The organism is Pseudomonas sp. AN3A02 (assembly GCF_011765255.1).
GTDB lineage: Bacteria > Pseudomonadota > Gammaproteobacteria > Pseudomonadales > Pseudomonadaceae > Aquipseudomonas.
In genome coordinates, this window is sequence record NZ_JAARNI010000009.1 from 53,090 (window position 1) to 77,274 (window position 24,185).

The 24,185-nt window shown below is 62.9% G+C and carries 23 protein-coding genes and 1 tRNA gene; 9 read left to right on the forward strand and 15 right to left on the reverse strand.

The genetic code is table 11. From position 1 onward, the window contains the following. Nucleotides 1-5: 5 nt before the first annotated feature. The 11 genes from HBJ59_RS24765 to HBJ59_RS24815 form a co-directional block, all read right to left on the reverse strand. Nucleotides 6-1,466 (reverse strand): NAD-dependent succinate-semialdehyde dehydrogenase, encoded by a 1,461-nt coding sequence (locus tag HBJ59_RS24765; protein ID WP_167665062.1) that lies wholly within the window; start codon nt 1,464-1,466, stop codon nt 6-8. A gap of 117 nt (nt 1,467-1,583) precedes the next feature. Further along, nucleotides 1,584-2,741, reverse strand: a complete 1,158-nt coding sequence (gene argE / locus HBJ59_RS24770; RefSeq protein ID WP_167665063.1) for an acetylornithine deacetylase — start codon at nt 2,739-2,741, stop codon at nt 1,584-1,586. Beyond that, nucleotides 2,738-3,892 carry an FAD-binding oxidoreductase gene (locus HBJ59_RS24775; protein ID WP_167665064.1) on the reverse strand — a complete coding sequence of 385 codons (1,155 nt, stop codon included), beginning with the start codon at nt 3,890-3,892 and terminating at the stop codon, nt 2,738-2,740. Before HBJ59_RS24775 ends, argE begins: the two co-directional genes overlap by 4 nt. Then, a complete protein-coding gene (locus HBJ59_RS24780; RefSeq protein ID WP_167665065.1) occupies nt 3,889-5,268 on the reverse strand; it encodes an NAD(P)/FAD-dependent oxidoreductase in 1,380 nt (459 codons plus the stop codon). Before HBJ59_RS24780 ends, HBJ59_RS24775 begins: the two co-directional genes overlap by 4 nt. Then, entirely contained in the window at nt 5,250-5,558 is a 309-nt protein-coding gene (locus tag HBJ59_RS24785) for a (2Fe-2S)-binding protein (RefSeq protein ID WP_167665066.1), read from the reverse strand. Before HBJ59_RS24785 ends, HBJ59_RS24780 begins: the two co-directional genes overlap by 19 nt. Further along, nucleotides 5,555-7,396, reverse strand: a complete 1,842-nt coding sequence (locus HBJ59_RS24790; RefSeq protein ID WP_167665067.1) for an ABC transporter ATP-binding protein — start codon at nt 7,394-7,396, stop codon at nt 5,555-5,557. Before HBJ59_RS24790 ends, HBJ59_RS24785 begins: the two co-directional genes overlap by 4 nt. A 1-nt stretch (nt 7,397) precedes the next feature. Then, complete coding sequence (locus HBJ59_RS24795) at nt 7,398-8,273, reverse strand: ABC transporter permease (protein ID WP_167665068.1); 876 nt, start codon at nt 8,271-8,273, stop codon at nt 7,398-7,400. Beyond that, the gene (locus tag HBJ59_RS24800; protein ID WP_167665069.1) at nt 8,270-9,226 is read right to left on the reverse strand and encodes an ABC transporter permease; all 957 of its coding nucleotides are present in this window, start codon (nt 9,224-9,226) and stop codon (nt 8,270-8,272) included. The genes HBJ59_RS24795 and HBJ59_RS24800 overlap by 4 nt, the downstream gene beginning before the upstream one ends. A gap of 13 nt (nt 9,227-9,239) precedes the next feature. Then, nucleotides 9,240-10,877: an ABC transporter substrate-binding protein gene (locus HBJ59_RS24805; RefSeq protein ID WP_167665070.1), complete on the reverse strand. Its 1,638-nt coding sequence runs from the start codon at nt 10,875-10,877 to the stop codon at nt 9,240-9,242. A 95-nt stretch (nt 10,878-10,972) separates the two neighbouring features. After that, a complete protein-coding gene (locus HBJ59_RS24810) occupies nt 10,973-12,247 on the reverse strand; it encodes an FAD-binding oxidoreductase (protein ID WP_167665071.1) in 1,275 nt (424 codons plus the stop codon). 21 nt (nt 12,248-12,268) lie between these two features. Further along, on the reverse strand, nt 12,269-12,937 hold the full coding sequence (locus HBJ59_RS24815) for a haloacid dehalogenase type II (protein ID WP_076014596.1): 669 nt from the start codon (nt 12,935-12,937) through the stop codon (nt 12,269-12,271). A 499-nt stretch (nt 12,938-13,436) separates the two neighbouring features. Between HBJ59_RS24815 and HBJ59_RS24820 the strand changes: the two genes are divergently transcribed. Together HBJ59_RS24820 and HBJ59_RS24825 are read left to right on the forward strand one after the other, a co-directional pair. Further along, nucleotides 13,437-14,288, forward strand: coding sequence for a GNAT family N-acetyltransferase (locus tag HBJ59_RS24820; RefSeq protein WP_167665072.1), 852 nt, complete (start codon nt 13,437-13,439; stop codon nt 14,286-14,288). 22 nt (nt 14,289-14,310) lie between these two features. Next, nucleotides 14,311-15,024 (forward strand): cupin domain-containing protein, encoded by a 714-nt coding sequence (locus HBJ59_RS24825; RefSeq protein ID WP_167665073.1) that lies wholly within the window; start codon nt 14,311-14,313, stop codon nt 15,022-15,024. Nucleotides 15,025-15,032: 8 nt separating this feature from the next. Here the strand turns inward: HBJ59_RS24825 and HBJ59_RS24830 are convergent, their stop codons facing one another. Then, nucleotides 15,033-15,917 (reverse strand): LysR family transcriptional regulator, encoded by an 885-nt coding sequence (locus HBJ59_RS24830; RefSeq protein WP_167665074.1) that lies wholly within the window; start codon nt 15,915-15,917, stop codon nt 15,033-15,035. Between the two features lie 95 nt (nt 15,918-16,012). Here HBJ59_RS24830 and HBJ59_RS24835 point away from each other — a divergent pair, with 95 nt between their 5' ends. The 4 genes from HBJ59_RS24835 (at nt 16,013) to HBJ59_RS24850 (ending at nt 20,757) form a co-directional block, all read left to right on the forward strand. Continuing rightward, on the forward strand, nt 16,013-17,149 hold the full coding sequence (locus HBJ59_RS24835) for a DSD1 family PLP-dependent enzyme (RefSeq protein ID WP_167665075.1): 1,137 nt from the start codon (nt 16,013-16,015) through the stop codon (nt 17,147-17,149). After that, on the forward strand, nt 17,139-18,323 hold the full coding sequence (locus tag HBJ59_RS24840) for an FAD-binding oxidoreductase (protein ID WP_167665076.1): 1,185 nt from the start codon (nt 17,139-17,141) through the stop codon (nt 18,321-18,323). Before HBJ59_RS24835 ends, HBJ59_RS24840 begins: the two co-directional genes overlap by 11 nt. Continuing rightward, nucleotides 18,320-19,165 (forward strand): GNAT family N-acetyltransferase, encoded by an 846-nt coding sequence (locus HBJ59_RS24845; RefSeq protein WP_076014602.1) that lies wholly within the window; start codon nt 18,320-18,322, stop codon nt 19,163-19,165. Before HBJ59_RS24840 ends, HBJ59_RS24845 begins: the two co-directional genes overlap by 4 nt. Nucleotides 19,166-19,311: 146 nt before the next feature. Next, nucleotides 19,312-20,757, forward strand: a complete 1,446-nt coding sequence (locus HBJ59_RS24850; RefSeq protein WP_167665077.1) for an aldehyde dehydrogenase family protein — start codon at nt 19,312-19,314, stop codon at nt 20,755-20,757. 83 nt (nt 20,758-20,840) lie between these two features. Here HBJ59_RS24850 and HBJ59_RS24855 read toward each other — a convergent pair. Beyond that, nucleotides 20,841-20,935 (reverse strand) — tRNA-Ser (locus HBJ59_RS24855). A gap of 181 nt (nt 20,936-21,116) precedes the next feature. Between HBJ59_RS24855 and HBJ59_RS24860 the strand changes: the two genes are divergently transcribed. From HBJ59_RS24860 to HBJ59_RS24870, 3 genes are all read left to right on the forward strand, one after another. After that, nucleotides 21,117-21,326, forward strand: coding sequence for a hypothetical protein (locus HBJ59_RS24860; protein ID WP_102368592.1), 210 nt, complete (start codon nt 21,117-21,119; stop codon nt 21,324-21,326). 93 nt (nt 21,327-21,419) lie between these two features. Beyond that, complete coding sequence (locus HBJ59_RS24865) at nt 21,420-21,758, forward strand: hypothetical protein (RefSeq protein WP_167665078.1); 339 nt, start codon at nt 21,420-21,422, stop codon at nt 21,756-21,758. Between the two features lie 28 nt (nt 21,759-21,786). Beyond that, nucleotides 21,787-22,479: an SOS response-associated peptidase gene (locus HBJ59_RS24870; protein ID WP_167665079.1), complete on the forward strand. Its 693-nt coding sequence runs from the start codon at nt 21,787-21,789 to the stop codon at nt 22,477-22,479. Nucleotides 22,480-22,769: 290 nt separating this feature from the next. Here HBJ59_RS24870 and HBJ59_RS24875 read toward each other — a convergent pair whose 3' ends face one another. Then, nucleotides 22,770-23,285, reverse strand: a complete 516-nt coding sequence (locus HBJ59_RS24875) for a lysis system i-spanin subunit Rz (protein ID WP_167665080.1) — start codon at nt 23,283-23,285, stop codon at nt 22,770-22,772. Then, on the reverse strand, nt 23,282-23,815 hold the full coding sequence (locus HBJ59_RS24880; protein ID WP_167665081.1) for a glycoside hydrolase family 19 protein: 534 nt from the start codon (nt 23,813-23,815) through the stop codon (nt 23,282-23,284). The genes HBJ59_RS24875 and HBJ59_RS24880 overlap by 4 nt, the downstream gene beginning before the upstream one ends. Nucleotides 23,816-24,185 lie beyond the last annotated feature (370 nt).

Below are 24,185 nucleotides of genomic sequence, written 5' to 3' on the forward strand. Positions count from 1 at the left end.
AAAAATCAGTTCAAGCCGCCGATATGGAAGGCTTTGACTTCAAGGTATTCGTCCAGGCCGTACTTGCTGCCCTCGCGCCCCAGGCCCGATTGCTTGATGCCGCCAAACGGCGCGACTTCCATCGAGATAATCCCGGTGTTTAGCCCGACCATGCCGAACTCCAAAGCTTCGCCAAAACGCCACGAGCGCTGCAGGTCCTGGGTGAAATAGTAGGCGCCCAGGCCATACGGCGTGGCATTGGCCAGGGCCAGCGCCTCGGCTTCATCCGAAAAGCGCATCAGCGGTGCCACCGGGCCGAAGGTTTCTTCATTGGCCAGCAACATGCCGGCGTGGGTGTCACCCAGCACCGTGGGCTGCACAAACTGGCTGTCACCCGAGGGGATCGCGCCACACAACAACTTCGCGCCCTGGCTCAGGGCATCGTCAATATGCCGTGCGACCTTGTTCACCGCCGCCGGGTTGATCAGCGGGCCGATGGTCACGCCTTCCTCCAGGCCGTTACCGACCTTGAGCTTGCTCACCTCCTCCACCAGGCGCGCGGCGAAACGCGCGTAGATACCGGCCTGTACCAGGATGCGGTTGGCACACACGCAGGTTTGCCCGGCGTTGCGAAACTTGCTGAGCATCACCCCGGCCACCGCCTGTTCCAGGTCGGCGTCGTCGAAGACGATAAAGGGCGCATTGCCCCCCAGTTCCAGGCTCAGGCGCTTGATGTGCTCGGCGCTCTGGCGCATCAGCAGGCGGCCGACGGCGGTGGAGCCGGTGAAGGAAATCTTGCGCACCGCCGGGTTGCCGGTCAGCTCTTGGCCAATGCCGGCGGGCAAGCCGGTGATCACATTGAACACCCCGGCCGGAATGCCGACGCGCTCGGCCAGCACCGCCAGGGCCAGGGCCGACAGTGGCGTGAGGTCCGACGGCTTGACGATGATCGGGCACCCGGCGGCCAGCGCAGGCGCACATTTGCGGGTGATCATCGCGTTGGGGAAATTCCACGGGGTAATGGCGGCGCACACGCCCACGGGTTGCTTGAGGGTCAGCAGGCGTCGGTCGCCACTGGGCGCGGGCATGGTTTCGCCGTAGACCCGGCGGGCTTCCTCGGCGAACCATTTGACGAAACCGGCACCGTAGCGCACTTCGCCGCGGGCTTCGTTCAGCGGCTTGCCCTGTTCGCTGGTCATGATCAGCGCCAGGTCATCAAGGTTGTCGATCATCGCCTGGTACCAGCGCTCCAGCAGCGCCGCACGCTCGGCGGCCGGGCGTGCACGCCAGGCGGGCCAGGCACGTTCGGCGGCTTCAATGGCGCGGCGGGTATCCACCGCGTCCATCGCCGGAACTTGAGCGAGCAAGTGGCCGGTAGCGGGGTCGCGGATGTCCAGTGTGGCGCCGCTGTCGGCGGCGATCCACTGGCCATCTACGTAGGCGAGTTCAGCCAGCAGGCTGGGGTCTTGCAAGCGATTCTTGAGCATGGTCGAGTCCTGATCCGAGACACGCTCCAGTCTAGGGAGGTGCCGCAAACGAGGATGCCGAAAGCACGCGTTAAGCAGCGTGCCGTGCTGAAATTCACCCCAGGACGGCAGGCTCTGCTAGGCCGTCAGCGAACCGAGCAAGCCTTGCAAAAAGCGCTCGCCGGCGTCCATCTGGCTGATCTCGATAAACTCGTCGGGCTTGTGCGCCTGCTCGATGGAACCCGGCCCGCACACCACCACCGGTACGTCCAGGCGCTGCTTGAACAGGCCGCCCTCGGTGCCGAACGAAACCTTAGAGGTGCCGGTGCCCGGCGCGGCGAATTGCTTGAGAAAGCGCACCGCCTCGACGCTTGGGTGCGTGTCGAGGCCGGGATACACGTTGATGGTCTCGATCTCGATGGCCGCCACGCTGGACAACTTCTGTGCCTCGCGCACGATCACTTCAGCGCGCTCGCGCATCTGCTCCAGGAACTGGTCCAGATCGTCGGCCGGCAGGTTGCGCACTTCAAAATCCAGGGTGCACAGGTTAGGCACGATATTCAGCGCCTTGCCGCCGACGATCTGCCCCACATGCACGGTGCTGTAGGGCACGTCGTAGTCGCTGTCCTGTGCGCCGTGGTGTTGCAGTTGCTGCTGGCTCTCGCGCAGGGCAGCGATAAAGTCGCACGCCACATGAATCGCATTGACCGAGCGTGGCGCCAGGGACGAATGGGCCTCCTGGCCCCGGCAATACGTGCGGTAAGAGCCCTTGCCCTTGTGGCCCAGCACGAACTGCATATTGGTCGGCTCTCCGATCACGCACAGAAACGGCCGCACCGGCGCCAGGTGCAGCACGTCGAGCAAGCGTCGCACACCGACGCAACCGATCTCTTCGTCATGGGATAGCGCCAGTTGCAGCGGGCGGTTCAGGCTGTGGCCGGCGGCATCCAGCATCGCGTCGATGGCCAGGGCGATAAAGCCCTTCATGTCGCAACTGCCGCGTCCATAGATACGCCCATCCTGCACGGTGGCGGCGAAGGCGGGAAAGGTCCAGGCCTGCCCCGCCGCCGGCACCACGTCGGTGTGCCCGGACAACAAGACACCGGGCCGCTCCTTTGGCCCGGTGCTGGCGAACAGGTTGGCCTTCTTGCCGCTCTGGTCTTTGACGATCAGCGACTCGATGCCTTTGGTCAGCAGCAGGTCACGCACGTAGTCGATCAGGGCCAGGTTGGATTCCGACGACACGGTGTCGAAGGCCATCAGTTGTTTGAGAATCTCGAGAACGCGGGGTTTCATGAGGCCTGGCTCCGTTGCTCGGCAGGTGGGGCGAAGCGGGTGATGGAAAACGGTTCGATCGGGGTACTGGTGCTCCCGGTGCTCAGCAGTTCGGCCATCACATCACCGACGCCCGGGCCGAGCTGGAAGCCGTGGCCGCAAAAACCGAACGCATAAAACAGGCCGTCGACGGTGCCGCTGGCGCCCATCACCGGCAGCGAGTCCGGCAGGTAGCCTTCGATGCCACTCCACACGCGGATGATATTCAGGTTACCCACGCCCGGCAGCAGGCGGCGCATCTGGCTGACCTGGTTGAGGATGCTGCGCGGTTCCACATAGGCGCGGCGGTTGAGCATATCCGGCTTGCTGCGGTAACCGCCGCCGATGACGATATTGCCCCGGGGAATCTGGCGGAAGTAGATCACTTCTTCAGGAGTTTTGGTGTACACGCCGATAACCGTCGGCAGCGCATAAGGCACCGGCTCAGTCACCGCCATTTGCGGGCCGTGGGTGTCCAGCGGTACCGGCTCACCGAACTGCGCCGAGAGTTTCTGGCCCCAGGCGCCGGCGGTGATCAACAGTTGCGCGGCGTGGAACTGGCGCCCATCGGTGGTGGTGATATGAAAGTCGGCGCCGACCTTCTGCACCTCGGCGACTTCAGTGCGCTCTTCAATCTGCGCCCCCAGGCGCCGCGCTGCGCGAGCAAACGCCGGCGCGGCCAGACGCGGGTTGGCGTGGCCATCGTGAGGCGCATAGGAGCCGCCCTTGACGTCGGGGCCGAGGAAGCCGAAACGTCGATGCAGCTCGGCACCGCGATAAATCTTCAGGTCCAGCTGTTCAGCTTCCGGCGCGGCCGCATAAGCTTCCAGCTCGGCGATTTCATCTTCGCGGTAACACACACGCATGTGGCCGCTGGGGATGAACTCCAGGTCGTCATCGATCAGTTCCGGCAGGCGCTTCCACAACGCCCAGGAGCGGTTGGCCAGGGCCAGTTGACCAAGGAAGCGCCCTTGCCGCCGCACATTGCCAAAGTTCACACCACTGGCGTACTGGCCGATCTGGTCGCGCTCCAGCAGGATCACTGAATGCCCGCGACGACGCAGAAAAAACGCGGTCGCCGAGCCCATCACACCACCGCCGACAATCACCACATCGGCTTTTTGAACGCTCATGGCGATACCTCCTCGGTAATCAGCATCGACAAGGGTTTGACCGGCGCCTGGCCGCGCTGGCGACCGACCTCCTGGACCCGCACACCGGCAGCGGCGGCGATCACTTCAGCCCCGGCCTGGGAGCAATAACGCCCCTGGCAACGGCCCATGCCCACGCGGCTGAACGCCTTGGCGCGATTGACCTCGCAGGCGCCCTTCTCTTTCACCGTGCGGCGCAACTCGCCGGCGCTGATCATCTCGCAGCGGCACACGATGGCGCTGTCCGGCAGGGCCTTGGCCTGTTCGCTGGGCCAGGGGAACGCCTGGGCCAGGCCAAGGCGAAACTGATCCATCACCGCCAAGGCCTGCTGTTGCTCATCACGCAGCGCGGCGTTCACCGGTTGCTGCAGATCTTCGAGCAGCGCCAACGCCACCAGGCGCCCGGCGTGTTCGGCGGCATCCGCGCCGCGAATCTTCGAACCGTCACCGGCCGCATACACGCCTTTCACCGAGGTGCGTCCGGCGTCGTCGGTGGCCAACCACCATTGGCTGGAGGCGTGGTCGAACGCCATGGTGCAGCCAGCCAGGTCGCCCAACTGGGTTTCCGGTCGCAGGTGATAGCCCAGCGCAACGGCATCGGCCTGCACCGTGACCTCCCGCCCACTGCCCGTGGTGAACCGCACGCCCATCACACCATTGGCCGCGTCGCCCATGACTTGCAGCGGCTTGATCCCCAAGTGCACCGCCACCTTGGCGCGGTACAGTTGGGCCAGCAGCTTGATCCCGGTAAACAGCAAGCCCGGCCGCGCCAGCAGTTTGGGCAGGGCCTTCAGGCGCAGGCTAAAGGGAGACGTATCGAGCACCGCAGCCACTTCGGCGCCGGCCTTGACGTATTGGCTGGCGACCAGATACAGCAACGGCCCGCTGCCCATGAACACCACGCGATGGCCGATGGACACGGCCTGGTTTTTCAACGCGATCTGCGCCCCGCCCAGGCTGTAGGTGCCCGCCAGTTGCCAACCCTCGACGGGCATCAAGCGGTCGGTGGCGCCGGTGCACAGGATCAGCGCGTCATACTCCACGGTGGTATGGCGGCCCTGGCTGACGCAGCACAGTTGCCCCGGCGTCAGGTTCCACACCAGGGTGTCGGGGCGGTAATCAATGGCACCGCGCAGGCGATCGAAACTCTGGTGCAGGTCCTGGGCCTTGGCGGCCTCGCTGCCGTACAGGGTGGTGTAGTCGCGGGTGAACCCGTCGGGCTGGCGGCGGTAGATCTGGCCACCATCACGGCGGTTTTCATCAATCAGGATCGGCTTGATACCCGCCGCCAACAGGGTTTCGGCGCAGCGCACCCCGGCAGGTCCAGCGCCCACAATAACTACCCGTGCAGTGGCCATGTCGCCTCCGGTTGTGTGGTAACGATGTCCAGCCCGTCACGGACTTCATTGGAGCAGGCACGCAGGCGTTCGCCGCTGCGGGTCCATACCCAGCAGTCCTGGCACGCGCCCATCAGGCAGAAACCGGCGCGGCGCCCGCTGTCGAATTCCGACTGGCGCAGCGCGTTGCCCTGGGTCAACAGTGCGACCATCAGGGTGTCGCCCTGCAAAGCCTCGATGACTGCACCATCCACGGTCAGGCTGACCGTCGGCCGGCCCTGTTCGGCCAACCTCACAAAACGCCCCTTCATGCATAGGCTCCCAAGCTGGTGGTGATGACGCCCCGCTGGGTATTCAGCAACTGGGCGCTGTCGTGGTGGCAAAGGATTTCACCGCCGTTGTCGAGGGCTCGGCGACTTGGCGCAGTACGGTTGCACAGGCCGTCGACGCGTACCGGGCAGCGATTGAGGAAGGTGCACAGTTCCGGCACGTTGGCCCGCTCGCCAATCACCGGCAGCGTTTCGCACGCGGTGCCGCAGGTTTCCAGCCAGCCCTGGCGCAACTCGGGCACCGAGTGAATCAGCAGGTCGGTGTAGGGGTGGAACGGTGGCTCGGCAAACGACTGGCGGTTGCCGGCCTGCACCTTGTGGCCGCTGTACATCACCACAATGTCATCGCACAAGGCACGCACGGTGGAGATGTCATGGCTGATAAACAGGTACGACACCCCCAGTTGCTGGCGCAGGTCGCGCAGCAGTTCGAGGATCGCCGCGCCCACCACCGTGTCGAGGGCCGAGGTGACTTCATCGCACAGGATCAGGTCGGGCTTGGCCGCCAGCGCGCGGGCCAGGTTGACCCGCTGCTTTTGCCCGCCGGACAGCTCGTTGGGACGACGTTCGGCGAGGGAGCGCGGCAGGCGCACCAGGTCCAGCAACTCACCGACGCGCGCCGTCAAGGCAGCGCCCTTGAGGCCGAAATACATCTTCAGCGGACGGCTGAGGATGGCCGCCACGCTGTGCATCGGGTTGAGCGCAGTGTCGGCGTTCTGGAACACCATCTGGATACGGCGAAACTGCTCCGGGCTACGCTCGGCGAGGCTTCCGCCCAAGGGTTTCCCGTCGAAGGTCAGGCCGCCGAGGGCCGGGGTCAACAGCCCGGCCACCACCCGCGCCAACGTGGACTTCCCGGAGCCCGACTCGCCGATCACGCCGATGGCCTGGCCACGGCGCACCGTGAGATCGATGTCTTCGAGCACCCGAATCGACGGCATGCCGTGCATGTTTTTGTTGCCGTAACCGGCGGTGAGGCCGCTGATGGTCAGCAGTGGCACGTCTTCGGCAATCCCGCTGGGCGGGCGAATGGTGGTGTCTGGCCGCGCAGCAGCCAGCAGGCTGCGGGTGTACTCGTGGGTCGGCGCCTTGAGCAGCGGCGCCGTGGCGCTTTGCTCGAGAATCTGCCCGCCATTGAGCACTACGATCTGGTCGGCCATTTGCGCGACCACCGCCAAGTCATGGGACACGTAAACGGCCGTGGCGCCGCGCTCGCGCACCACGCGTTTGAAGGCGCGCAGCACGTCGATCTGGGTGGTCACGTCCAGCGCCGTGGTCGGCTCGTCGAGCACCACCAGCACCGGGTCGCTGATCAGCGCCATCGCCGCCATCACCCGCTGCAGTTGCCCGCCGGAGACTTGGTGCGGGTAGCGCCGGCCAATGCGTTCGGGATTGGGCAGGGCCAGGTCGCGAAACAAGCCGATGGCCTTGGCTTCCAGCTCGACCCGGGTGCCCAGGCCATGGATCAATGCACCTTCCACCACTTGGTCGATGAGCTTTTTGGCCGGGTTGAAAGCCGCTGCGGCGCTTTGGGCGATATAGGACACGCGATTGCCGCGCAGGCCCTGCAGCTGTTTTTCGCTCAAGGCGAGCATGTCGTGTTCACCGACCTGCACCACCCCGCCAGACAAACGACAGCCGCGCCGTGCATACCCGAGCAAGGCCAGGGCGATGGTGGTCTTGCCCGAGCCGGACTCACCGATCAACGCCAGCACTTCGCCTTTTTCCAGGGCAAAGCTCACGCCTTTGACGATTTCTACCTCGCCGTGCTCACCGCAGGCCACCACGCGCAGGTCTTCGACGCGAATCAATTGGGTCATTTCAATGGCCTCCCGTGCGTCGACTACGGCGTGATGACAGGTAGTCGATCAGCAGATTCACACCGATGGTCAGTGTGCCAATGGCCAGCGCCGGAATGATGATGGCCAGCGCGCCCTGATTGAGGCCGCCGATGTTTTCGCGCACCAGCGAGCCGAGGTCGGCGTCTGGCGGTTGCACGCCGAGGCCGAGAAAACTCATGCCGCTGAGCAACAGCACGATGTAGCCGAAACGCAGGCCCAGGTCGGTCAATACCGGGTTGAGCATATTCGGCAGGATTTCCATGCACGCCACGTACAACCGGCCTTCGCCGCGAGTGCGCGCAACCTGCACGTACTCCAGGGCCTCGATATTGACCGCCATGCTGCGGGCAACGCGGAACGAGCCCGGGATGTAACTGATAACCGCCGTGCAGATCAGCAGCGTCACTGACGAGCCAAACGCCGAGACCATGATCAGCGCAAGCATTTTGCTTGGGATCGAGATAAAGGCATCCATGATGCGGCTGATGATCTCGTCCAGCCACTTGGGCGAGACCACGGAGAGCAGCGCACACCCGGTGCCGAAGGTGCTGGCCAACAACGCCGCCACCAGCGCCAGCCCGACGGTGAATCGCGCGCCCACCAATACCCGGCTAAGCATGTCGCGGCCCAGGTAATCGGTGCCGAACGGATGAGTGAGGCTGAAGCCTTCGAAGATGTTGTCGGACACCACTTCACCCACCGGGTGTGGTGCCAGCCAGGGGCCGAACAGCGCCACCAGCAACCAGATGACGCACACCACGGCGCCCACCAGCCCCAGCCAGGACGGGCCGCTGGAAACCTTGGCGAGGGCCAGCGCAGAGGACACAGGCTTGGATTTCGCAATGATCGGGTTCATTGGTTTCTCAGCCTCGGATTGGACAGGATTGCGCACAGGTCGGCGATCAGCACCAACCCCAGGTAGGCCGCGCAGAACAACATGGTGCACGCCTGCACCAGCGCCATGTCACGGTTGGTCACGGCATCGACCATCAAGCTGGCGATGCCGGGATAATTGAAGATGGTTTCGACGATCACCACCCCGCCCAACAGGTAGGACAGGCTCAGGGCGATGGCATTGGCAATCGGCCCGATGGCATTGGGCAAGGCATGGCGCAGCACAATGCGAATGGGACTGACGCCTTTGAGTCGGGCCATTTCCACGTAGGGGCTGTCGAGTTGATCGATCACGGCGGCGCGGGTCATGCGCGCCATCTGCGCGACGATCACGCAGCACAGCGTCATCACCGGTAAGGCATAGGTGCGCATGAATTGCAGCGGCGAGGTGATGTCGCTGGCGTAAGACAGCGCCGACAACCAGCCGAGATTCACCGCGAAAATCAGCACCGCCAGGGTTGCCACCAGAAACTCCGGCACCGCGACCATCGCCAGGGTCATAAAGCTCAGGCAGCTGTCGATGCGCCCGCCCCGGCCCATCGCCGAGCCAATCCCCAATACCAGTGCCACCGGCACCGAGACCAGCGCCGTAGCGCCCGCCAGCATCAGGGTGTTGGGCACCCGGCCCGCCATCAGTTCACCCACCGGCATGGCGTTGGACACTGACACGCCCAGATCGCCGGTGAGCAGGCTCATCAACCAGTGCAGGTAACGCAACACACCGGGCTGGTCCAGCCCCAGCTTCAGGCGCAGTGCCGCCACCTGCTCAGGGGTCGCGAACTGGCCGAGGGATTGCTGCGCCGCGTCCCCCGGCAGCACCGCCGTGATCGCAAACACGACCATGGACACGATCAACAAGGTCACGGCCCCGGCGCCGAAACGCCGGGCGATCAACCACAGTGTATTGCCATTCATCGCACCGCCCTCCTCACGCGTCCAACCACACCTGCTCGGCAAACATGTAGCCCATGAAACCGCCCAGCGGGTTGGTGCCGTAGCCTTTGATGCGCTGGTCGACACCGTCGATGTTGCTGATAAATACCGGTACACCGATACCGCAGTGGTCGTGCACCAGGGTCTGCATGTCGCCATACATTTTGGCGCGCTTGGCGTCATCGGTTTCGCCACGGGCCAGCATCAACAGCTGGTCGAACTGATCGTTCTGCCAGCCGGACTCGTTCCACGGCGCCTTGGACTGGAAAAACTGCGAGAACATCACGTCGGCATTCGGCCGAGGGTTGATGTTGCCGAAGCTCAACGGGTGCTTCATCCAGTGGTTGGACCAGTAGCCGTCGCTCGGCAGGCGGTTCACATCCAGCTTGAGCCCGGCCTGTTTCGCCGATTGCTGCAACAGCACGGCGATGTCCACCGAACCGGTGGCGGCAGGCGACGCCATGACGGGCATAGTGATGCTTTCCATGCCGGCTTTTTTCAGCAGGAACCTGGCTTTTTCCGGGTCGTAGACCGTCTGCGGCAGATCGGCGTTGAAGTAACGTGAACCCGGCGCAATCGGGTGGTCGTTGCCGACCACGGCAAATCCCCGGAACACCGCAGACTTGACCTGCTCACGGTCGAGCAGCAGCTTCATGGCCTGGGTGAAATCCGGGCTTTTGCCGGGTAACTGGTCCTGGCGAATGATCAAGTCAGTGTAGTTGCCCGACGGCGCATCCACGACCCGGTGTTTGGCACTCGCGGCAATGCGCGTGGTGGAGCGCGGGTTGACCTCGTTGATCATGTGCACGTCGCCCGACAACAGCGCGTTGACCCGCGATGGCTCGTCGGCGATGGCAATAAACTCGATCTCGTCGAGGTACGGCAAGCCCGGTTTCCAGTAGTTCTTGTTGCGCACGGCAATCGAGCGCACACCCGGTTTGAACTCACCGACAGTGAACGGGCCGGTGCCGATGCCTTTGTTGAAGTCGGTGGTGCCCTCGGGAACGATCAGCAAGTGCGACACAGCGAGGATCGACGGCAACTCGGCATTGGGCGCGCTAAGGCGAATTTGCACCTCGTTCGGCCCGCTGGCCTTGATCTCGGCGAACTGCTCCATCAGCGGCATGACTTTGGAGCCGGTGAGCGGGTCTTTGTGGCGATTCAGGGAGAACACCACGTCGGCGGCCGTCAGGGACTTGCCGTTGTGAAAGGTCACGTCTTTGCGCAGGGTGATGGTCCACACCGTGGCGTCGGTATTGTCGATGCGTTCAGCCAGTTCCAGTTGCGGCACCAGGTGCTTATCGAAACGGGTCAGGCCGTTGTAGAACATGTAGTGGCGTGCATAGTCGGTGGACAGCGCGCCCTTGGCCGGGTCGAGCGTGTCGGCGGTGGAGCTGGACATGCCGGCGACACGGATCTTGCCACCGGGTTTGCCTTTGCCCTCAACGGCAGCTTCATCGGCGAACAACTTGCCGGCACTGCCGAACAGGCTGCCCGCACCGGCTGCGGCCACACCGGCAACGCCCAGCATTTGCAAAGCGTTACGGCGTGACATGCCACGGTTGAGACTTTCGAACACCCGCAGGCTTTCCTGGCCGGAAATGAGCTCGGGTGTGTTTTTGTTGTCAGTCATAGCAAGGCTACCTGTCGATAATCGGGAGAATCGAGTGCTCACGGATGTCCGGAGCGTCCTGGAAACGCAAACGACGGTGACGCAACAACGGCAACTCAGTGCAAATAGTCCTGGAAACGGTAATAGGCGCCCACGAACGGCAGGAACCAGGGTTTGCCGAAATGCCCGGGAATCGCCGGCCACTCCAGTTCACGCCACGGGTTGGCCGCCGTGTTGCCCGCCATGACGTCGGCCATGACCTGGCCCATGTGCACCGACATCTGCACGCCATGGCCGCTATAGCCCATGGAATGGAACACGCCGCCATGCTGGCCGGCGCGGGGCAGGCGGTCGGACGTCATGTCCACCAGGCCACCCCAGCAGTAGTCGATCTTCACGTGCGCCAACTGCGGGAACATATTCAGCATCGCCGCTTGCAGCACCTTGCCGCTCTTGGCGTCGGAGACGCTGTCAGACATGGCAAACCGTGCACGCCCGCCAAACAGCAGGCGGTTGTCCGGCGTCAGGCGAAAGTAGTTGCCGATCATGCGGCTGGTCACATAGGCGCGGCGCAGCGGCAGCAACTGATCGATCAGCGCTTGGGGCAAGACCTCGGTGGCGATGACAAAACTGCCCACCGGCACAATGCGCCGGCGGTACCAGCCGAGGTCGCCATGCTGGCAGGCGCCGGTGGCCAGCAACACTTGTCCGGCGTGCAGCGAGCCTTTGGCGGTGTTGACCTGATAGCCGCCGGCCTGGGCCTTCCAGTCCTTGACCTCGGTGTGCTCGTAAATCATCGCGCCGCGCCGGGCCGCCGCTTCGGCCAACCCCACACCAAAGCGCCCCACATGCATCTGCACGCCGTTGCGTTGCAGCAAGCCGCCGTGGAACTGCGCCGAGTTGACTTCGGCGTGGGTCTGCTCGGCGGTGAGCAATTCGACGTCGGCGTCCACCTCCCGGCGGATCAGCTCACAGGTGCGGGCCAGGCCTTCGTAATGCAGGGGCTTGGCCGCCAGCTTGAGCTTGCCGTTGCGTACCAGGTCGCAGGCGATGTTTTCCTGCTCGACCAGCGAAACCACGGAGTGCACCGCACTTTCATAGGCCTGGTAGTAAGCGCGGGCCTTATCGGCGCCGAGGCTGGCGTGCAAGCCGGCATAGTCCTGAGCCACCCCGGTGTTGCACTGCCCACCGTTGCGGCCCGAGGCTTCCCCGATCACTCGCCCGGCGTCCAATACCACTACGCTTGCGCCCTTGAGCGCCAACGCCCGCGCCGCCGCAAGGCCAGTGAACCCACCGCCGACCACTGCAACATCGACCTGCTTGGGCAAGCTGCCCGGATGGGCACCGGTAAATGCCGGTGCGGTGTCTAGCCAATAGGATTCACTGCCCATGCTTTACCCCTTGGTGTGCTGTTACAGGCCGACCAACGCTGGCAGCCCACCGATATCGGTGATCTGCTGGTAACCGTAAAACGCATTGCCTGGCACTTCGTGGCCACGGGCAACGAACGCCTTGTTTTTGATCTTCATGTCATGGGCCGGCATCAGGTCATAACGGAAGCTGGAAGACACATGCAAGATGTCGTCCGGGCCGCAACCCAGGTTGTCGAGCATGAATTCGAAGGCGGCCAGGCGCGGCTTGTAGGCCTGGGCCTGTTCGGCAGTAAATACTTTGTGGAACGGCGCGCCGAGCTTGTCGACGTTGGACATGATCTGACTGTCGCTGGCGTTGGAGAAGATCACCAAGGGAATCTTGTCGGCAATCTTCGACAGACCGGCCGGCACGTCCGCGTGGGGGCCCCAGGTCGGCACGGCGTCGTAATACAGCTGGCCTTCCTCGCGATACTCGATCCCCCAGCGCTTGCAGGTACGGGCCAGGGCGGTCTTGAGAATTTCATCGTAGGGGCGCCAGTCGCCCATGACCTGGTCGAGGCGGTAGGCGGAGAAGTCTTTGACGAACTGGTCCATCTGCCCAGGGGTGATGCGATCGGCGAAGAGCTCGCGGGTCATGGTGCCCATATGAAAGTTGGTCAGCGTACCGTAGCAGTCGAACGTAATGAATTTGGGACGAAGAAAGCTCATTGAGTGCGGTCCTGAAGTTCGTTGAGTGTGACAAGCGTTCACTGCCCTGGCGGCGCGTACGCCTCGTTGCAGCACAGGTTCATTACACCACTGTGAAATCAGCATATGCCGTCTAAAAAGACCTTCGCTCAATACAAACCACCGTTTTGGTGGCCGGGCTCAGCAGACTTTGCGGTGCGCGCCAGGCTTGGGCAGGGCCTGTGTTTGTGCGCTTTATGGGGGCTTTGGGGGGCAGAAAGGCTTAAGGACGGGGGTGAGGGCGGCAGAAAGTGTGGCTGGTTGGGATTGCGTACATTGCCGTGACCGCGCAAGGAAGATGTACCCGGAAAAGCTCCTTGGCATTTGCTGCTGCACCCCCACCCCAATTAAGTAGTAACTGTGGCCGCGCAACACACAGCCCAAGGAATCTGCCGAATATTCCCGCCCCACTTGCCAGCCTCTAAAACAGGTGGGATACAAGCATCCTCGTGCTGCACAAAACGCTCTATGGAGGCTCGCCATGTCCGCCCTGCCACACCCTGCTTATGTATACCGCCCGATGACCGCGGCCGATTTGCCGGCCGCCCATGCCTTGTCGGTGCAACTCAAATGGCCTCACCGCCTGGAAGACTGGGCCATGTTGCAACGTGTCAGCGACGGTTTCGTGGTGATGGATGGCGAGCGCCTGATCGGCAGCGCCTTCACCTGCCCCCAGGGCGACTTTGCCACCATCGGCCTGGTGATCGTCAGCAATGACTACCAGGGCCAGGGCATCGGCCGTCGCTTGATGGAAAAAGCCCTCGCCGCGTGCGATGCGCGCACGCCGGTCCTCAACGCCACCCTCGCCGGCGCCCCGCTGTATACCAGCCAGGGGTTCGTCGAATTTGGGCGGGTGCAGCAGCATCAGGGCCAGGCGTTGGTGCCCGCCCTGCCGGGACTGGCCGATGGAGAAACCTGTCGCACCCTGCACGCCGACGACCACCCCAGCCTGCTCGCGCTGGCCAAAGCCGCCAGTGGCCTGGACCGCCGCGAAGTACTGCGCGACCTGCAGGTGGAACACGCGGTGGGCATCGAGCGCGACGGCCAACTACGCGGCTTCGCCCTGCTGCGGCCGTTTGGTCGTGGGCGCTGCATTGGCCCGGTGGTTGCCGAAAACATCGATCAGGCCAAGCACTTGATCGCGGTACTGCTGGCCCAGGTGCCGGATGCCTTTGTCCGCATCGACATTCCCGTCGCCTGCGGCCTCAGCGACTGGCTGGAACTCGCCGGGCTGAAGAACATCGACACCGTCGCGCAGATGGCCCTGGGCACACCGCCCCGGGCCAGCCAAGGCGTACACCCCTTTGCCCTGATCACCCAGGCGATCGGCTGACTTTCCTTCCGGAGCATTGCCCATGTCCTCTCCCCGTATCCTGCTGTTGGCTCGCGCCGACGGCAGCCGCGTTGCCACGTCTTTCAATACCGGCGCCTTGAGCGCGCTGGACCCTTTCGGCGACACCCGCCAACTCGCCTGGCTGGGCGATGATGGCGTGTCCGCAGGGCTGGTGACATTTAGCGGCGAAGCCGTGATCGAAGACTTCCCCCACAGCGAAACACTGGTGGTGCACGCAGGCCATGTGGTGCTGGACAGTGCAGAACAGACATTGGAGCTGGGGGTCGGCAGCAGCGCCGTGATCGGTCGTGGCACACGCCTGACGGTGCAGGCGAGCGCAGGCAGCCAATGGGCGTTCTGCGCCGTCGACCAAGCCGATGCTCCGGCGCGCCCGGGCCTGACCTTGCTCGCCCGGCATACCCTGCTCAATCCCTCCGCCGCGCCCGAGCCACAGATCCTGATCGGCCCTCCCCCGCAGTGCCGCGCGTTCAACCTGTTCGATGATGAGGTCACTGAGTTGCGCATCGGCATCTGGGACTCGACGCCCTACGCCCGCCACGGCCGCCCGCACAAACTGCATGAATTGATGCACCTGCTCGAAGGCAGCGTCACGCTGCAAGGCGACGAGGGAGTTGCGGTGACGGTTAACCGTGGCGACACGGTATTCGTGGCCAAAGGTGCGCCGTGTGCCTGGAATAGCACGGTGTATGTACGCAAGGTCTACGCCGTGAAATAAGGCGCAGATCAGGCTTTCAGCGCCTCTTCCATAAACGCCACCAATGCCTGGACGCGCGGGCTGCGAAGCTTGCGCGACGGCACCAGGAGGATGATCGGCGCACTGTCAAAACTCCAGTCTGCCAACACGCGCACCAAGCTGCCGCTGGCAACGGCGTCGCTGACATCCCACTGCGAACGCAGCACCAACCCCAAGCCTTGCTCGGCCCAGCGCCGGGCAACGCTGCCATCGTTGCTCAGCAACGCCGGCTCCACGCGCAGCGTCTTGCGGCCCTGCCCCTTGCGCAGATGCCAGAGCGTGACGTCTTCATCATTTTCACGAATGCAAATGCAGCGATGGGACGCCAGTTCATCCGGTGATGACGGCACACCGTGGGCCTGCAGGTAGGCTGGGCTCGCGCATAACCAGCGCTCGTTTGACGTGAGCGGCCGTGCTGTCCACAGGCTGTCATTGAGATGGCCGATATGAATCACCGCATCGCTGTCATGACGATCAGGCCAGGGGGTCTCGCGTAAATCCAGGTGCAGGCACAGCTGTGGGTGAATTCGGGCAAAACGCGCCAACAGCGGTGCGATTCGCTGCCGACCATAGCCAAATGGCGCCGCCAGCCTCAAGGTGCCCACCAGCGTTTCATCCTGTTGCCTGAAAGACTCCGGCAGTGCTTCAAGCTGCTCCAGCAGCAGCGCACTTTCCCGCGAGAACCGCTCGCCATCGGCCGTAAGGCTGAGGCGTCGGGCATCGCGATTGGCCAGGGTCAGCCCCAGGAACGTCTCCAGCTTTCGCAGGCGCATGGAGAGCGCCGGCGGGGTGACGTTCAGGGCTCTGGCCGCAGCGCTCAGTGATTCAGAGCGCGCAAGAGTGACGGCCAGCCGTAGGTCTTCGATAGAAATCATTCAATTTTACTTAATGATTGATTAGCCATGATTGAACCACAACTTAAGGACAGCTGAGTAGAGTGCAGCCTGTACCCAGTCACTCGAGTTCCGCCATGTCCATGCAGATTGCCTCCCTAGACACACCTGCCGCACTCATCGACCTTACGCGAATGCAGCACAACATCCAGCGTATGCAACAGCGCATGGGCAGCCTTGGCGTACGTTTGCGCCCGCACATCAAAACCAGCAAGTGCCTGCCGGTGATCCAGGCACAGATTGACGCAGGCGCCAGCGGCGTCACGGTTTCCACCCTCAAAGAAGCCGAGCATTGTTTTGCCGCAGGCATCAGCGATGTGTTCTACGCCGTTGCCATCGCACCGGGCAAGCTGCCTCAGGCCCTGGCCCTGCGGCGCAAAGGCTGCAACTTGAGCCTGCTCACCGACAGCGTCTCAGGCGCCCGCGCCATCGTCGCGTTCGCGCAGCAACATGACGAACACTTCGACGTCTGGATCGAAATCGATTGCGACGGCCATCGCTCAGGCCTGGCCGCCCAAGACCCTGTGCTGATTGAGGTGGCGCACCTCCTCAACGACGGCGGTATGCGCCTGCGGGGGGTGATGACCCACGCGGGTTCCAGTTACGAGCTGGACACCCTTGAAGCCCTGCAAGCGCTGGCCGAACAGGAACGTGCCCTCTGTGTACGCGCCGCCCACAACATTCGCGAAACCGGGCTGGCGTGCTCCGAGGTCAGCATCGGCTCAACCCCCACGGCCCTCTCGGCCCTGAACCTGGACGGCATCACCGAAGTGCGGGCGGGCGTGTATGTGTTTTTTGACCTGGTGATGCGCAACATTGGCGTGTGCCAGGCCGACGAGTTGGCACTCAGCGTACTGACCACGGTGATCGGCCATCAGCCGGATAAAGGCTGGATCATCACCGACGCCGGCTGGATGGCCATGAGCCGTGACCGTGGCACACAGCGCCAGCGCCAGGACTTCGGTTATGGCCAAGTGTGTACCGAAGCCGGCGACTGGATCGACGGCGCGCTGGTCACGGGCGCCAACCAGGAACATGGCATCGTCACCCTGGGCACCACCGCCAGTGACGACGTTGCTACACGCTTCCCCATCGGTAGCCGGCTGCGCATCCTTCCCAACCATGCCTGCGCCACTGGCGCGCAGTTCCCGGACTATCACGCCGTGGACGCCATAGGCGACGTGCACACCTGGAGCCGCCTCCATGGCTGGTAATCAACCAGGTTCGAAAAGCCAGGTGCTGATTATCGGGGGCGGCATCATGGGCGCCTCGTCGGCGTTTTTCCTGCGGCGGCGCGGCTGCTCGGTCACGCTGCTGGAACGCGACCAGATCGGTCAGTACGCCAGCGGTGTGAACTTCGGCAACGTGCGCCGCCAGGGCCGCTACCTGGGGCAACTGGAGCTGGCCAATCGTTCCTGGGCGCTGTGGAAACGCCTGCCCGAGCTGATCGATGACGACCTGGAGTTCATCCCCAGTGGCCACATGCGCGTGTGCTATCGCGAAGATGAAATTGCTGAACTTGAGGCCTACGCCGCCGCGCCGGAAGCCGCGCAACTGGACTTGAAAATCTATCGCGGCGCCGAGCTGCACCGGCGTTTTGGTTTCCTCGGCCCGGAGGTGAAAGGCGGCTCCTATGCGCCTCACGATGGTCACGCCAACCCGCGCCTCGCAGCGCCGGCGTTTGCCCGTGCAGCCCGGCGTCTCGGGGCACGAATTGAAGAAAAGACCGAAGTCGCCGACGTGGAAAAGCTCAATGGTTTGTTCCAGGTCACCACCACCGATGGGCAGTTGTTCGTCGCCGAGCAGCTGTTGATTACCGCCGGCGCCTGGGCTGCCCGCTTGTCCGAGCGCTTTGGTGAGCCGGTACCGCTGGAGCCCAACGGCCCGCAGATGTCGGTCACGGAACCGGTGCCCTACGCCTTGCCGACCGTGATCGGTGTGTTCACCAAAATCAAGGAAGAGGTGATCTACTTCCGCCAGATCCCGCGCGGCAACATCGTCATCGGCGGCGGCAACCGCTGTACGCCGGACATGATCAACCGACGGGCGTTTTTCAAACCCGAAAGCCTGCTCAACCAGATGCGCCAAATGCGGCGACTGTTACCGGGGGCCGAAAAGCTGAACATCATCCGCGTGTGGAGCGGTATCGAGAGCTACACCCCGGACTCCCTACCGGTGATGGGCCCGAGCGGCAGCGTGGACGGGTTGTTTTATGCCTTCGGTTTCTGTGGCCACGGCTTCCAGCTTGGCCCCGGCGTGGGGGATGTCATGGCCGAGCTGATCAGCACCGGCAGCACCAGCACCTTGATCAGCCCCTTCGATATCCGACGGTTTACCCAACCCTCTACGGTGCCTGCAAACGCCTCCACTACAGGAAAACTGATATGAGCCACGCCTACGTTTATCGCACAGTCACCGCCGCCGACATGCCCGCCGCCCACGCGCTGTCCGTGCACCTGAAATGGCCTCACCGCGAGGAAGATTGGGCGATGGTGCAACGCACGTCCGAAGGCTTTGTCGCTGAACATGACGGCAAATTAGTGGGCGTGGCATTCGCCTGCCATCAGGGGGCTTATTCCTCCATCGGCCTGGTGATTGTGAGCGAGCAACACCAGGGCAAAGGCATCGGGCGCCAACTGATGAACCTGTGCCTGTACGCTACGGCCCCGCGTACGCCAATCCTCAATGCAACCGAGTCAGGGGCGCCGTTGTACACCAGCCTGGGCTTCGTCGACTTTGCGCACATTCAGCAACATCAGGGCGTACCGCAAGCTCCGGCACCCATGCCGTTGACCCGGCATGCCCACTGTCGCGTATTGAGCCTGGCTGATTACCCGAAGGTGATCGAACTGGCCAATGCCGGCAGCGGCCTGGACCGCACCGAGGTACTCAACGACCTGCTGCCCACTGCCGAGCACGTGGTTGGCATCGAGGTCGAAGGGCAACTCAACGGTTGCGCCCTGCTCCGCCGATTTGGTCGGGGCCATATCATTGGTCCTGTCGTTGCACACAATCAGGAACAGGCCCGACAGTTGATCACTCACCTGCTGCGGTTGATTCCGGGTCAGTTCGTGCGCTTCGACATTCCCACCGCCTGTGGTTTGGCCGACTGGCTGGAGAGCCAGGGGCTGCCATGCGTCGACAAAGCGCCGCGAATGGTCCTGGGTGTGCCCCCGCAATCAAGCGCCGGCATCACCCAGTTTGCGCTGGTGACGCAAGCAATCGGCTAGGTCGCAAAGCCAGCCTGCCAGATTCAGCAGATTATCCCTTGGAGCGTTGAATAACGGCATCTTCGGGCTGAGACCTTTTGCTAGCTTAGCGAGACACCGGGCCTTGCTGTTCGCACCGCCCATTGCCGCTCCAGGGAGCCAGTTGGATGACCATACACGTTTCGAACCAAACGTCTCAGCAGCTTTACATCGACGGCTGCTGGGTTTCCCCGACCATTGCCGCCAGTTTGCCCGTGGTCAACCCGGCCACTGAGGAGGTGGTTGCACAGGTCGCAAGCGGGTCTGCCGAGGATGTGGATCGGGCCGTCGCGGCAGCACGTGCGGCGTTTGCCGGTTGGTCTGCAACGCCCGCGGCGTCCAGGGCGTTGGTGCTTGGGAAAATCCACGAACTTATCCTTGAGCGCAAAGAGCAACTTGCACAGGCGCTCTCCCTGGAAATGGGCGCCGCCATCGGCTTCGCTCGGGCGATGCAGGTGCCGCTGGCGGCAGAGCACGTTCGGGTCGCCCGTGACTTGCTCTCCAGCTATCGCTTCCAGACGGTGGAAGGCGGTACCGCCATCCAGCGCGAACCCATAGGTGTCTGCGGTCTTATCACGCCGTGGAACTGGCCGTTGTATCAGATCACCGCCAAAGTCGCCCCGGCCATCGCTGCCGGTTGCACCGTGGTCTTGAAACCCAGCGAACTGTCGCCGCTGAGTGCCCTGCTGTTCGCACAACTGGTGCATGACGCAGGCCTGCCGCCTGGGGTGTTCAACCTGGTCAATGGAAGCGGTGCTCAGGTCGGCGCAGCCATGGCGGCACATCCGGATATCGACATGATCTCAATCACCGGCTCCAACCGCGCAGGCGCGCTGGTTGCCCAAGCGGCAGCCCCAACGGTGAAACGCGTCACCCAGGAACTGGGGGGCAAGTCTCCGAATGTGCTGCTGCCCGATGCCGACTTCGCCAAGGCCGTCCCGCTGGGGGTGATGTCCGCGTTTCGCAACGTCGGGCAATCGTGCAGCGCGCCGACCCGCATGATCGTGCCAAAAAACCGCTTGGCCGAGGTCGAAGCCCTGGCGGCGGCGACCGCGAACGCGCTCATCGTTGGCGACCCGCAATCGGAAGAAACGCAATTGGGCCCCATCGCCAACGAAGCCCAGTTCAATCGCGTCCAGGCGATGATCCAGGCAGGCCTCGACGAGGGTGCGAAACTGGTGTGTGGTGGGCCTGGGCGTGTGCTAGGTTTTGACAAGGGGTTCTATACCCGCCCCACGGTTTTCTCCGAAGTGAATAGCGCCATGCGCGTTGCCCAGGAAGAAATCTTCGGCCCGGTGCTGTGCATCATTACGTATGAGACGGTGGATGAAGCCGTCGCCATCGCCAACGACACGGTATACGGCCTGGGCGCCCACGTTCAGGGCCACGACTTGACGCAGGCACGTGCCGTGGCGTCGCGTATTCGTGCAGGGCAAGTGCACCTGAACTACCCGGCGTGGAATCCGATGGCGCCGTTTGGTGGCTACAAGCGCTCAGGCAATGGTCGGGAGTATGGCGTGCAGGGGTTTGAGGAGTATCTGGAAACCAAGGCTATTATTGGATTTGGGGAATGAGTTATGGGGCTGTGGTGAGGGAGTAATTTTTCAGGCATGAAAAAGCCCAAGCGTTACCGCTTGGGCTAAGTCATTGAATTATATGGTCGGGACGGAGTGATTCGAACACTCGACCCCTAGCACCCCATGCTGGGGACTGCACTCACCTAACTTATTGATTATAAACGAATACGACCCCCTTGTTGCGCGGCAAAACATAAGCTTTTTTGTGCTTATGCAAACGGTAAGTCGTGGCCTGTAGCGTAGGTTTTGCGCAGATAGTCCAGCACTCCACCTCCCCTCCCCGGCGTCCTGCCGACCGAACATAAACCAACCCCAAGCCCCGCTGCTAAGCTGGTCACTCCACCAGAGGAACGCCGATGCCCAATTCAGACCTGCTCCCTTCCCTGCTCTCCAAGCTCTACGAAAACCAGCTGGCCCTTGAAGCTTCCATCATGGAGCTATCGAACTGGGTCGAGCAGCGTGGCTCCGCAGATGTAGCCGAGAACGTGCGCGGCGCTCTCCACACCATCGATGAGAACGAAGAGTTCATCAAGCTGACTCTGGCGGTCCTCATGTCGCCTGACTGATCGTCGGGTAAACGTGCAGTTCGTCGGCGGACGACTACCGCATTTACGCACCTCGATTACTGTATGCATATACAGCGCTCGGAACCACACCCCATGAACATCGACGAAGACACCTGCGGGTGGCTTGGCATCCCCACGCCTCTCGAAATGCACAAACAACACGCCCGCCTACTGGAGAATGAGATCCAGGAACTGAACCTGCAACTGCGCAAGGCCAGGGCGGACATCTTCGGCCTGGTCGCGATGCTGGCTGAAGCGCAGGCAAAGAAAGACGAATTCTCCGGATATCTAAGGCAGCGCGGCGCCGAAGCAGCGGTCATGCGCAAGCAGATCGACACCCTCACAACATCGGAAAGAGTCAACGTCCGCGAAGTCGAGAGGCTGCGCGGGATGCTGAACGAGCTAATGTCTCGCCCGAAAACCATCGTCTAAGCTCAGGTTTCAGATTGAGGACTTGGCCATGTGCGGAAGACTTTCCCAGTACAGCGGCATTCATGACTTCGTTGCAGCGCTGAGCATGCCCAATGCCCTGGCGAACTCCGTCGGCGAATTGCCGCTAGAGCGCTATAACGTCGCCCCGACAACCCAAGTTGCCCTGCTCCACCTGCAGGGCGATCTGCTGCATGGCGACTTGGTGCGATGGGGTTGGCGGCCACACTGGGCCAAGGACAGGGCCGCGCCGATCAATGCCCGCGTCGAGAAGGTGGCCCACGGGCCGTTCTTCCGCACGATCTGGCCACATCGGGCAATCACACCCGTCGATAACTGGTTTGAGTGGGTGGAAGAAGGCGGACCGAAGAAGCAGCCCTACCTGATCCGTCGGCGGGATGGCGCGCCGGTGCTGTGCGCCGCCATTGGCCAACTGCCCGACAGCAACGAAGGCCCGGGGGAGCATGACGGCTTCGTGATCATCACCGCCGACAGCGCCGGCGGAATGGTGGACATCCACGACCGGCGCCCGGTGGTGCTGACGCCGGACCTGGCCCGGGAATGGTTGGACCCGGCCACGCCCAAGGAACGCGCTGAGCAGATGGTGCTGCACCAGGGCGAGCCGGCCGAGGCCTTCGAGTGGTTCAGGGTCGACACGGCCGTGGGCAATGTGCGGAACAAGGGGCCTGAGCTAGTCCAGCCGATCGAATCGGCATTGAAATAACAGGCAACATTCTCCTGGGTGGAACTGGAGGCGCCTTTTTATTGGTGGTCTAAGGTCTTCCTTGCAATCCAATTGAGTCGTACAAGGAGAAAGTCATGTCCAAGTCTGGAGGCGGCAAGAGCAACTCAGGATCGACTGGTAAAGGTGCGGGCGGCGGCGGAGGCTCCAAAGCGCCCGCGGTTCCAAATCTTCCAAGTACCACGGGCAAACCTTCCGGCGGCGGCCGAGGAAATGCCGCACCAAAAGCCAAGTAAAATCTGAAGGCCACCCACACTTTGTGGGTGGCTCTCTCACTTCGGATCTGCGCTCACTTCCCTGGCATAAGACTGGCACGCCCGCAGCGCGATCAATCCTTGGTCGCCGGCGTCGGTGATGGCGATAATTCGTTGAGCATGCGCTGGGTCAAGTTGGGCTCGACGGGCTGCATGAACCACGCCGACGGCGCCGGGGGTGGTAGGCACGTTGCAGCCACTGGCTGAATCCGCGGCGTCGAGAAGGACTGACAGCCGCACATCAGCAGTAGCAAGACGGTCACGCAGCAGAGCCTGGTTGCGCTGGGCATCGGATAATTCCTTGGTATGTTGTTGGTCGGCGGCGGCCAGTTGCTGCTCGGTGGCTAGGCGTTTGTCCTGCTCAGCGCGTGCCTGGGCGGTGGCGGCATTGCCGATCGCGTCGAGGTCAGCCTGAAACTGCCCCGCCTGCTTTGCCAGCTTCACGTCATACCGCCAGTCCTGCACCTGCCAGGCGGCGCCGAAGCTCACGGCCATGGCAAGCAGGACCACGGCCAGCTTCTGCGCCAGCGTCACGCCAGCACCTTCAGCGCCTTGTCGTACAGCGCCTGGCGGTCGGCCAGTCCGTTGATGCCGCCATTGATTCGGCGGGTGATCTTCAGGAAATCGCTCTGGTCAGCCAAGGTGTTCAGTCCGCGGGAGGACCAAAACCAGGCCGCCGACATTGCGGCGTGCTGCGGCTGCTCGAGCAGCTCGGGCTGATTGATCAGATCCAGGGCCAGGGCCTCGCCGCACGCCGCATAGTTGGCCCGGCCGGTGACCTGGATCAGGCCGCGGCCACGGTATTTGAAGCCATCGCCGTTGACCTTGTTGCCCAGATCCGCGCGGCCTTCATACCCGGCCTGCTGCGCCGTCGGGCCCCACAGCTCTTTCAGCCATCGAAACTGCCCAGACTCATGCCCGACCTGGGCGATGAACGCAGCAATGCCCAGTTGCGTGACGATTGCGTACTTGGCCATGGCCGTATTCAGTACAGAAACAAAAACGCCGGCTTGGCGGCCGGCGTTCGGGAGGATCTGCAGCAGCTGCTGCTCGGTGATCGGCATACTTTTCTCCAGGCGAAAAAAAGCCCGCAACTTGGCGGGCGGGACACTTTCGATATACTCGGGGGATTATCGGAGTGAACAGGAATGGACCCCAGATGAAATACCTAGCGATCCTTATAGTTTCTGCAACTCTCGGCGCTTGTTCGTCGTACAGCACCGGACACAACACCACTGACATGAGGGTTGGAGGCTTCCAAATCAGCTGCGATGCAGAGCCGGCCAATCAGCCTGGCTGCAATTCCACACCATCCTCTAGCTCGAAAAAACCATCAGAGAAAATCGACCTGAAACCTAGTGGAAGCTGACCTTTTTTGGAGCTGAACTTGCCAAGGCTTTCTACAGGCAATAAAAAGCCCGCTCAAGGTGGGCA

Coding starts and splice junctions, on each gene's coding strand:
- HBJ59_RS24765 (WP_167665062.1), bottom strand. CDS start 1,466: ATGCTCAAGAATCGCTTGCAAGACCCCAGCCTGCTGGCTGAACTCGCC.
- argE (WP_167665063.1), bottom strand. CDS start 2,741: ATGAAACCCCGCGTTCTCGAGATTCTCAAACAACTGATGGCCTTCGAC.
- HBJ59_RS24775 (WP_167665064.1), bottom strand. CDS start 3,892: ATGAGCGTTCAAAAAGCCGATGTGGTGATTGTCGGCGGTGGTGTGATG.
- HBJ59_RS24780 (WP_167665065.1), bottom strand. CDS start 5,268: ATGGCCACTGCACGGGTAGTTATTGTGGGCGCTGGACCTGCCGGGGTG.
- HBJ59_RS24785 (WP_167665066.1), bottom strand. CDS start 5,558: ATGAAGGGGCGTTTTGTGAGGTTGGCCGAACAGGGCCGGCCGACGGTC.
- HBJ59_RS24790 (WP_167665067.1), bottom strand. CDS start 7,396: ATGACCCAATTGATTCGCGTCGAAGACCTGCGCGTGGTGGCCTGCGGT.
- HBJ59_RS24795 (WP_167665068.1), bottom strand. CDS start 8,273: ATGAACCCGATCATTGCGAAATCCAAGCCTGTGTCCTCTGCGCTGGCC.
- HBJ59_RS24800 (WP_167665069.1), bottom strand. CDS start 9,226: ATGAATGGCAATACACTGTGGTTGATCGCCCGGCGTTTCGGCGCCGGG.
- HBJ59_RS24805 (WP_167665070.1), bottom strand. CDS start 10,877: ATGACTGACAACAAAAACACACCCGAGCTCATTTCCGGCCAGGAAAGC.
- HBJ59_RS24810 (WP_167665071.1), bottom strand. CDS start 12,247: ATGGGCAGTGAATCCTATTGGCTAGACACCGCACCGGCATTTACCGGT.
- HBJ59_RS24815 (WP_076014596.1), bottom strand. CDS start 12,937: ATGAGCTTTCTTCGTCCCAAATTCATTACGTTCGACTGCTACGGTACG.
- HBJ59_RS24820 (WP_167665072.1), top strand. CDS start 13,437: ATGTCCGCCCTGCCACACCCTGCTTATGTATACCGCCCGATGACCGCG.
- HBJ59_RS24825 (WP_167665073.1), top strand. CDS start 14,311: ATGTCCTCTCCCCGTATCCTGCTGTTGGCTCGCGCCGACGGCAGCCGC.
- HBJ59_RS24830 (WP_167665074.1), bottom strand. CDS start 15,917: ATGATTTCTATCGAAGACCTACGGCTGGCCGTCACTCTTGCGCGCTCT.
- HBJ59_RS24835 (WP_167665075.1), top strand. CDS start 16,013: ATGTCCATGCAGATTGCCTCCCTAGACACACCTGCCGCACTCATCGAC.
- HBJ59_RS24840 (WP_167665076.1), top strand. CDS start 17,139: ATGGCTGGTAATCAACCAGGTTCGAAAAGCCAGGTGCTGATTATCGGG.
- HBJ59_RS24845 (WP_076014602.1), top strand. CDS start 18,320: ATGAGCCACGCCTACGTTTATCGCACAGTCACCGCCGCCGACATGCCC.
- HBJ59_RS24850 (WP_167665077.1), top strand. CDS start 19,312: ATGACCATACACGTTTCGAACCAAACGTCTCAGCAGCTTTACATCGAC.
- HBJ59_RS24860 (WP_102368592.1), top strand. CDS start 21,117: ATGCCCAATTCAGACCTGCTCCCTTCCCTGCTCTCCAAGCTCTACGAA.
- HBJ59_RS24865 (WP_167665078.1), top strand. CDS start 21,420: ATGAACATCGACGAAGACACCTGCGGGTGGCTTGGCATCCCCACGCCT.
- HBJ59_RS24870 (WP_167665079.1), top strand. CDS start 21,787: ATGTGCGGAAGACTTTCCCAGTACAGCGGCATTCATGACTTCGTTGCA.
- HBJ59_RS24880 (WP_167665081.1), bottom strand. CDS start 23,815: ATGCCGATCACCGAGCAGCAGCTGCTGCAGATCCTCCCGAACGCCGGC.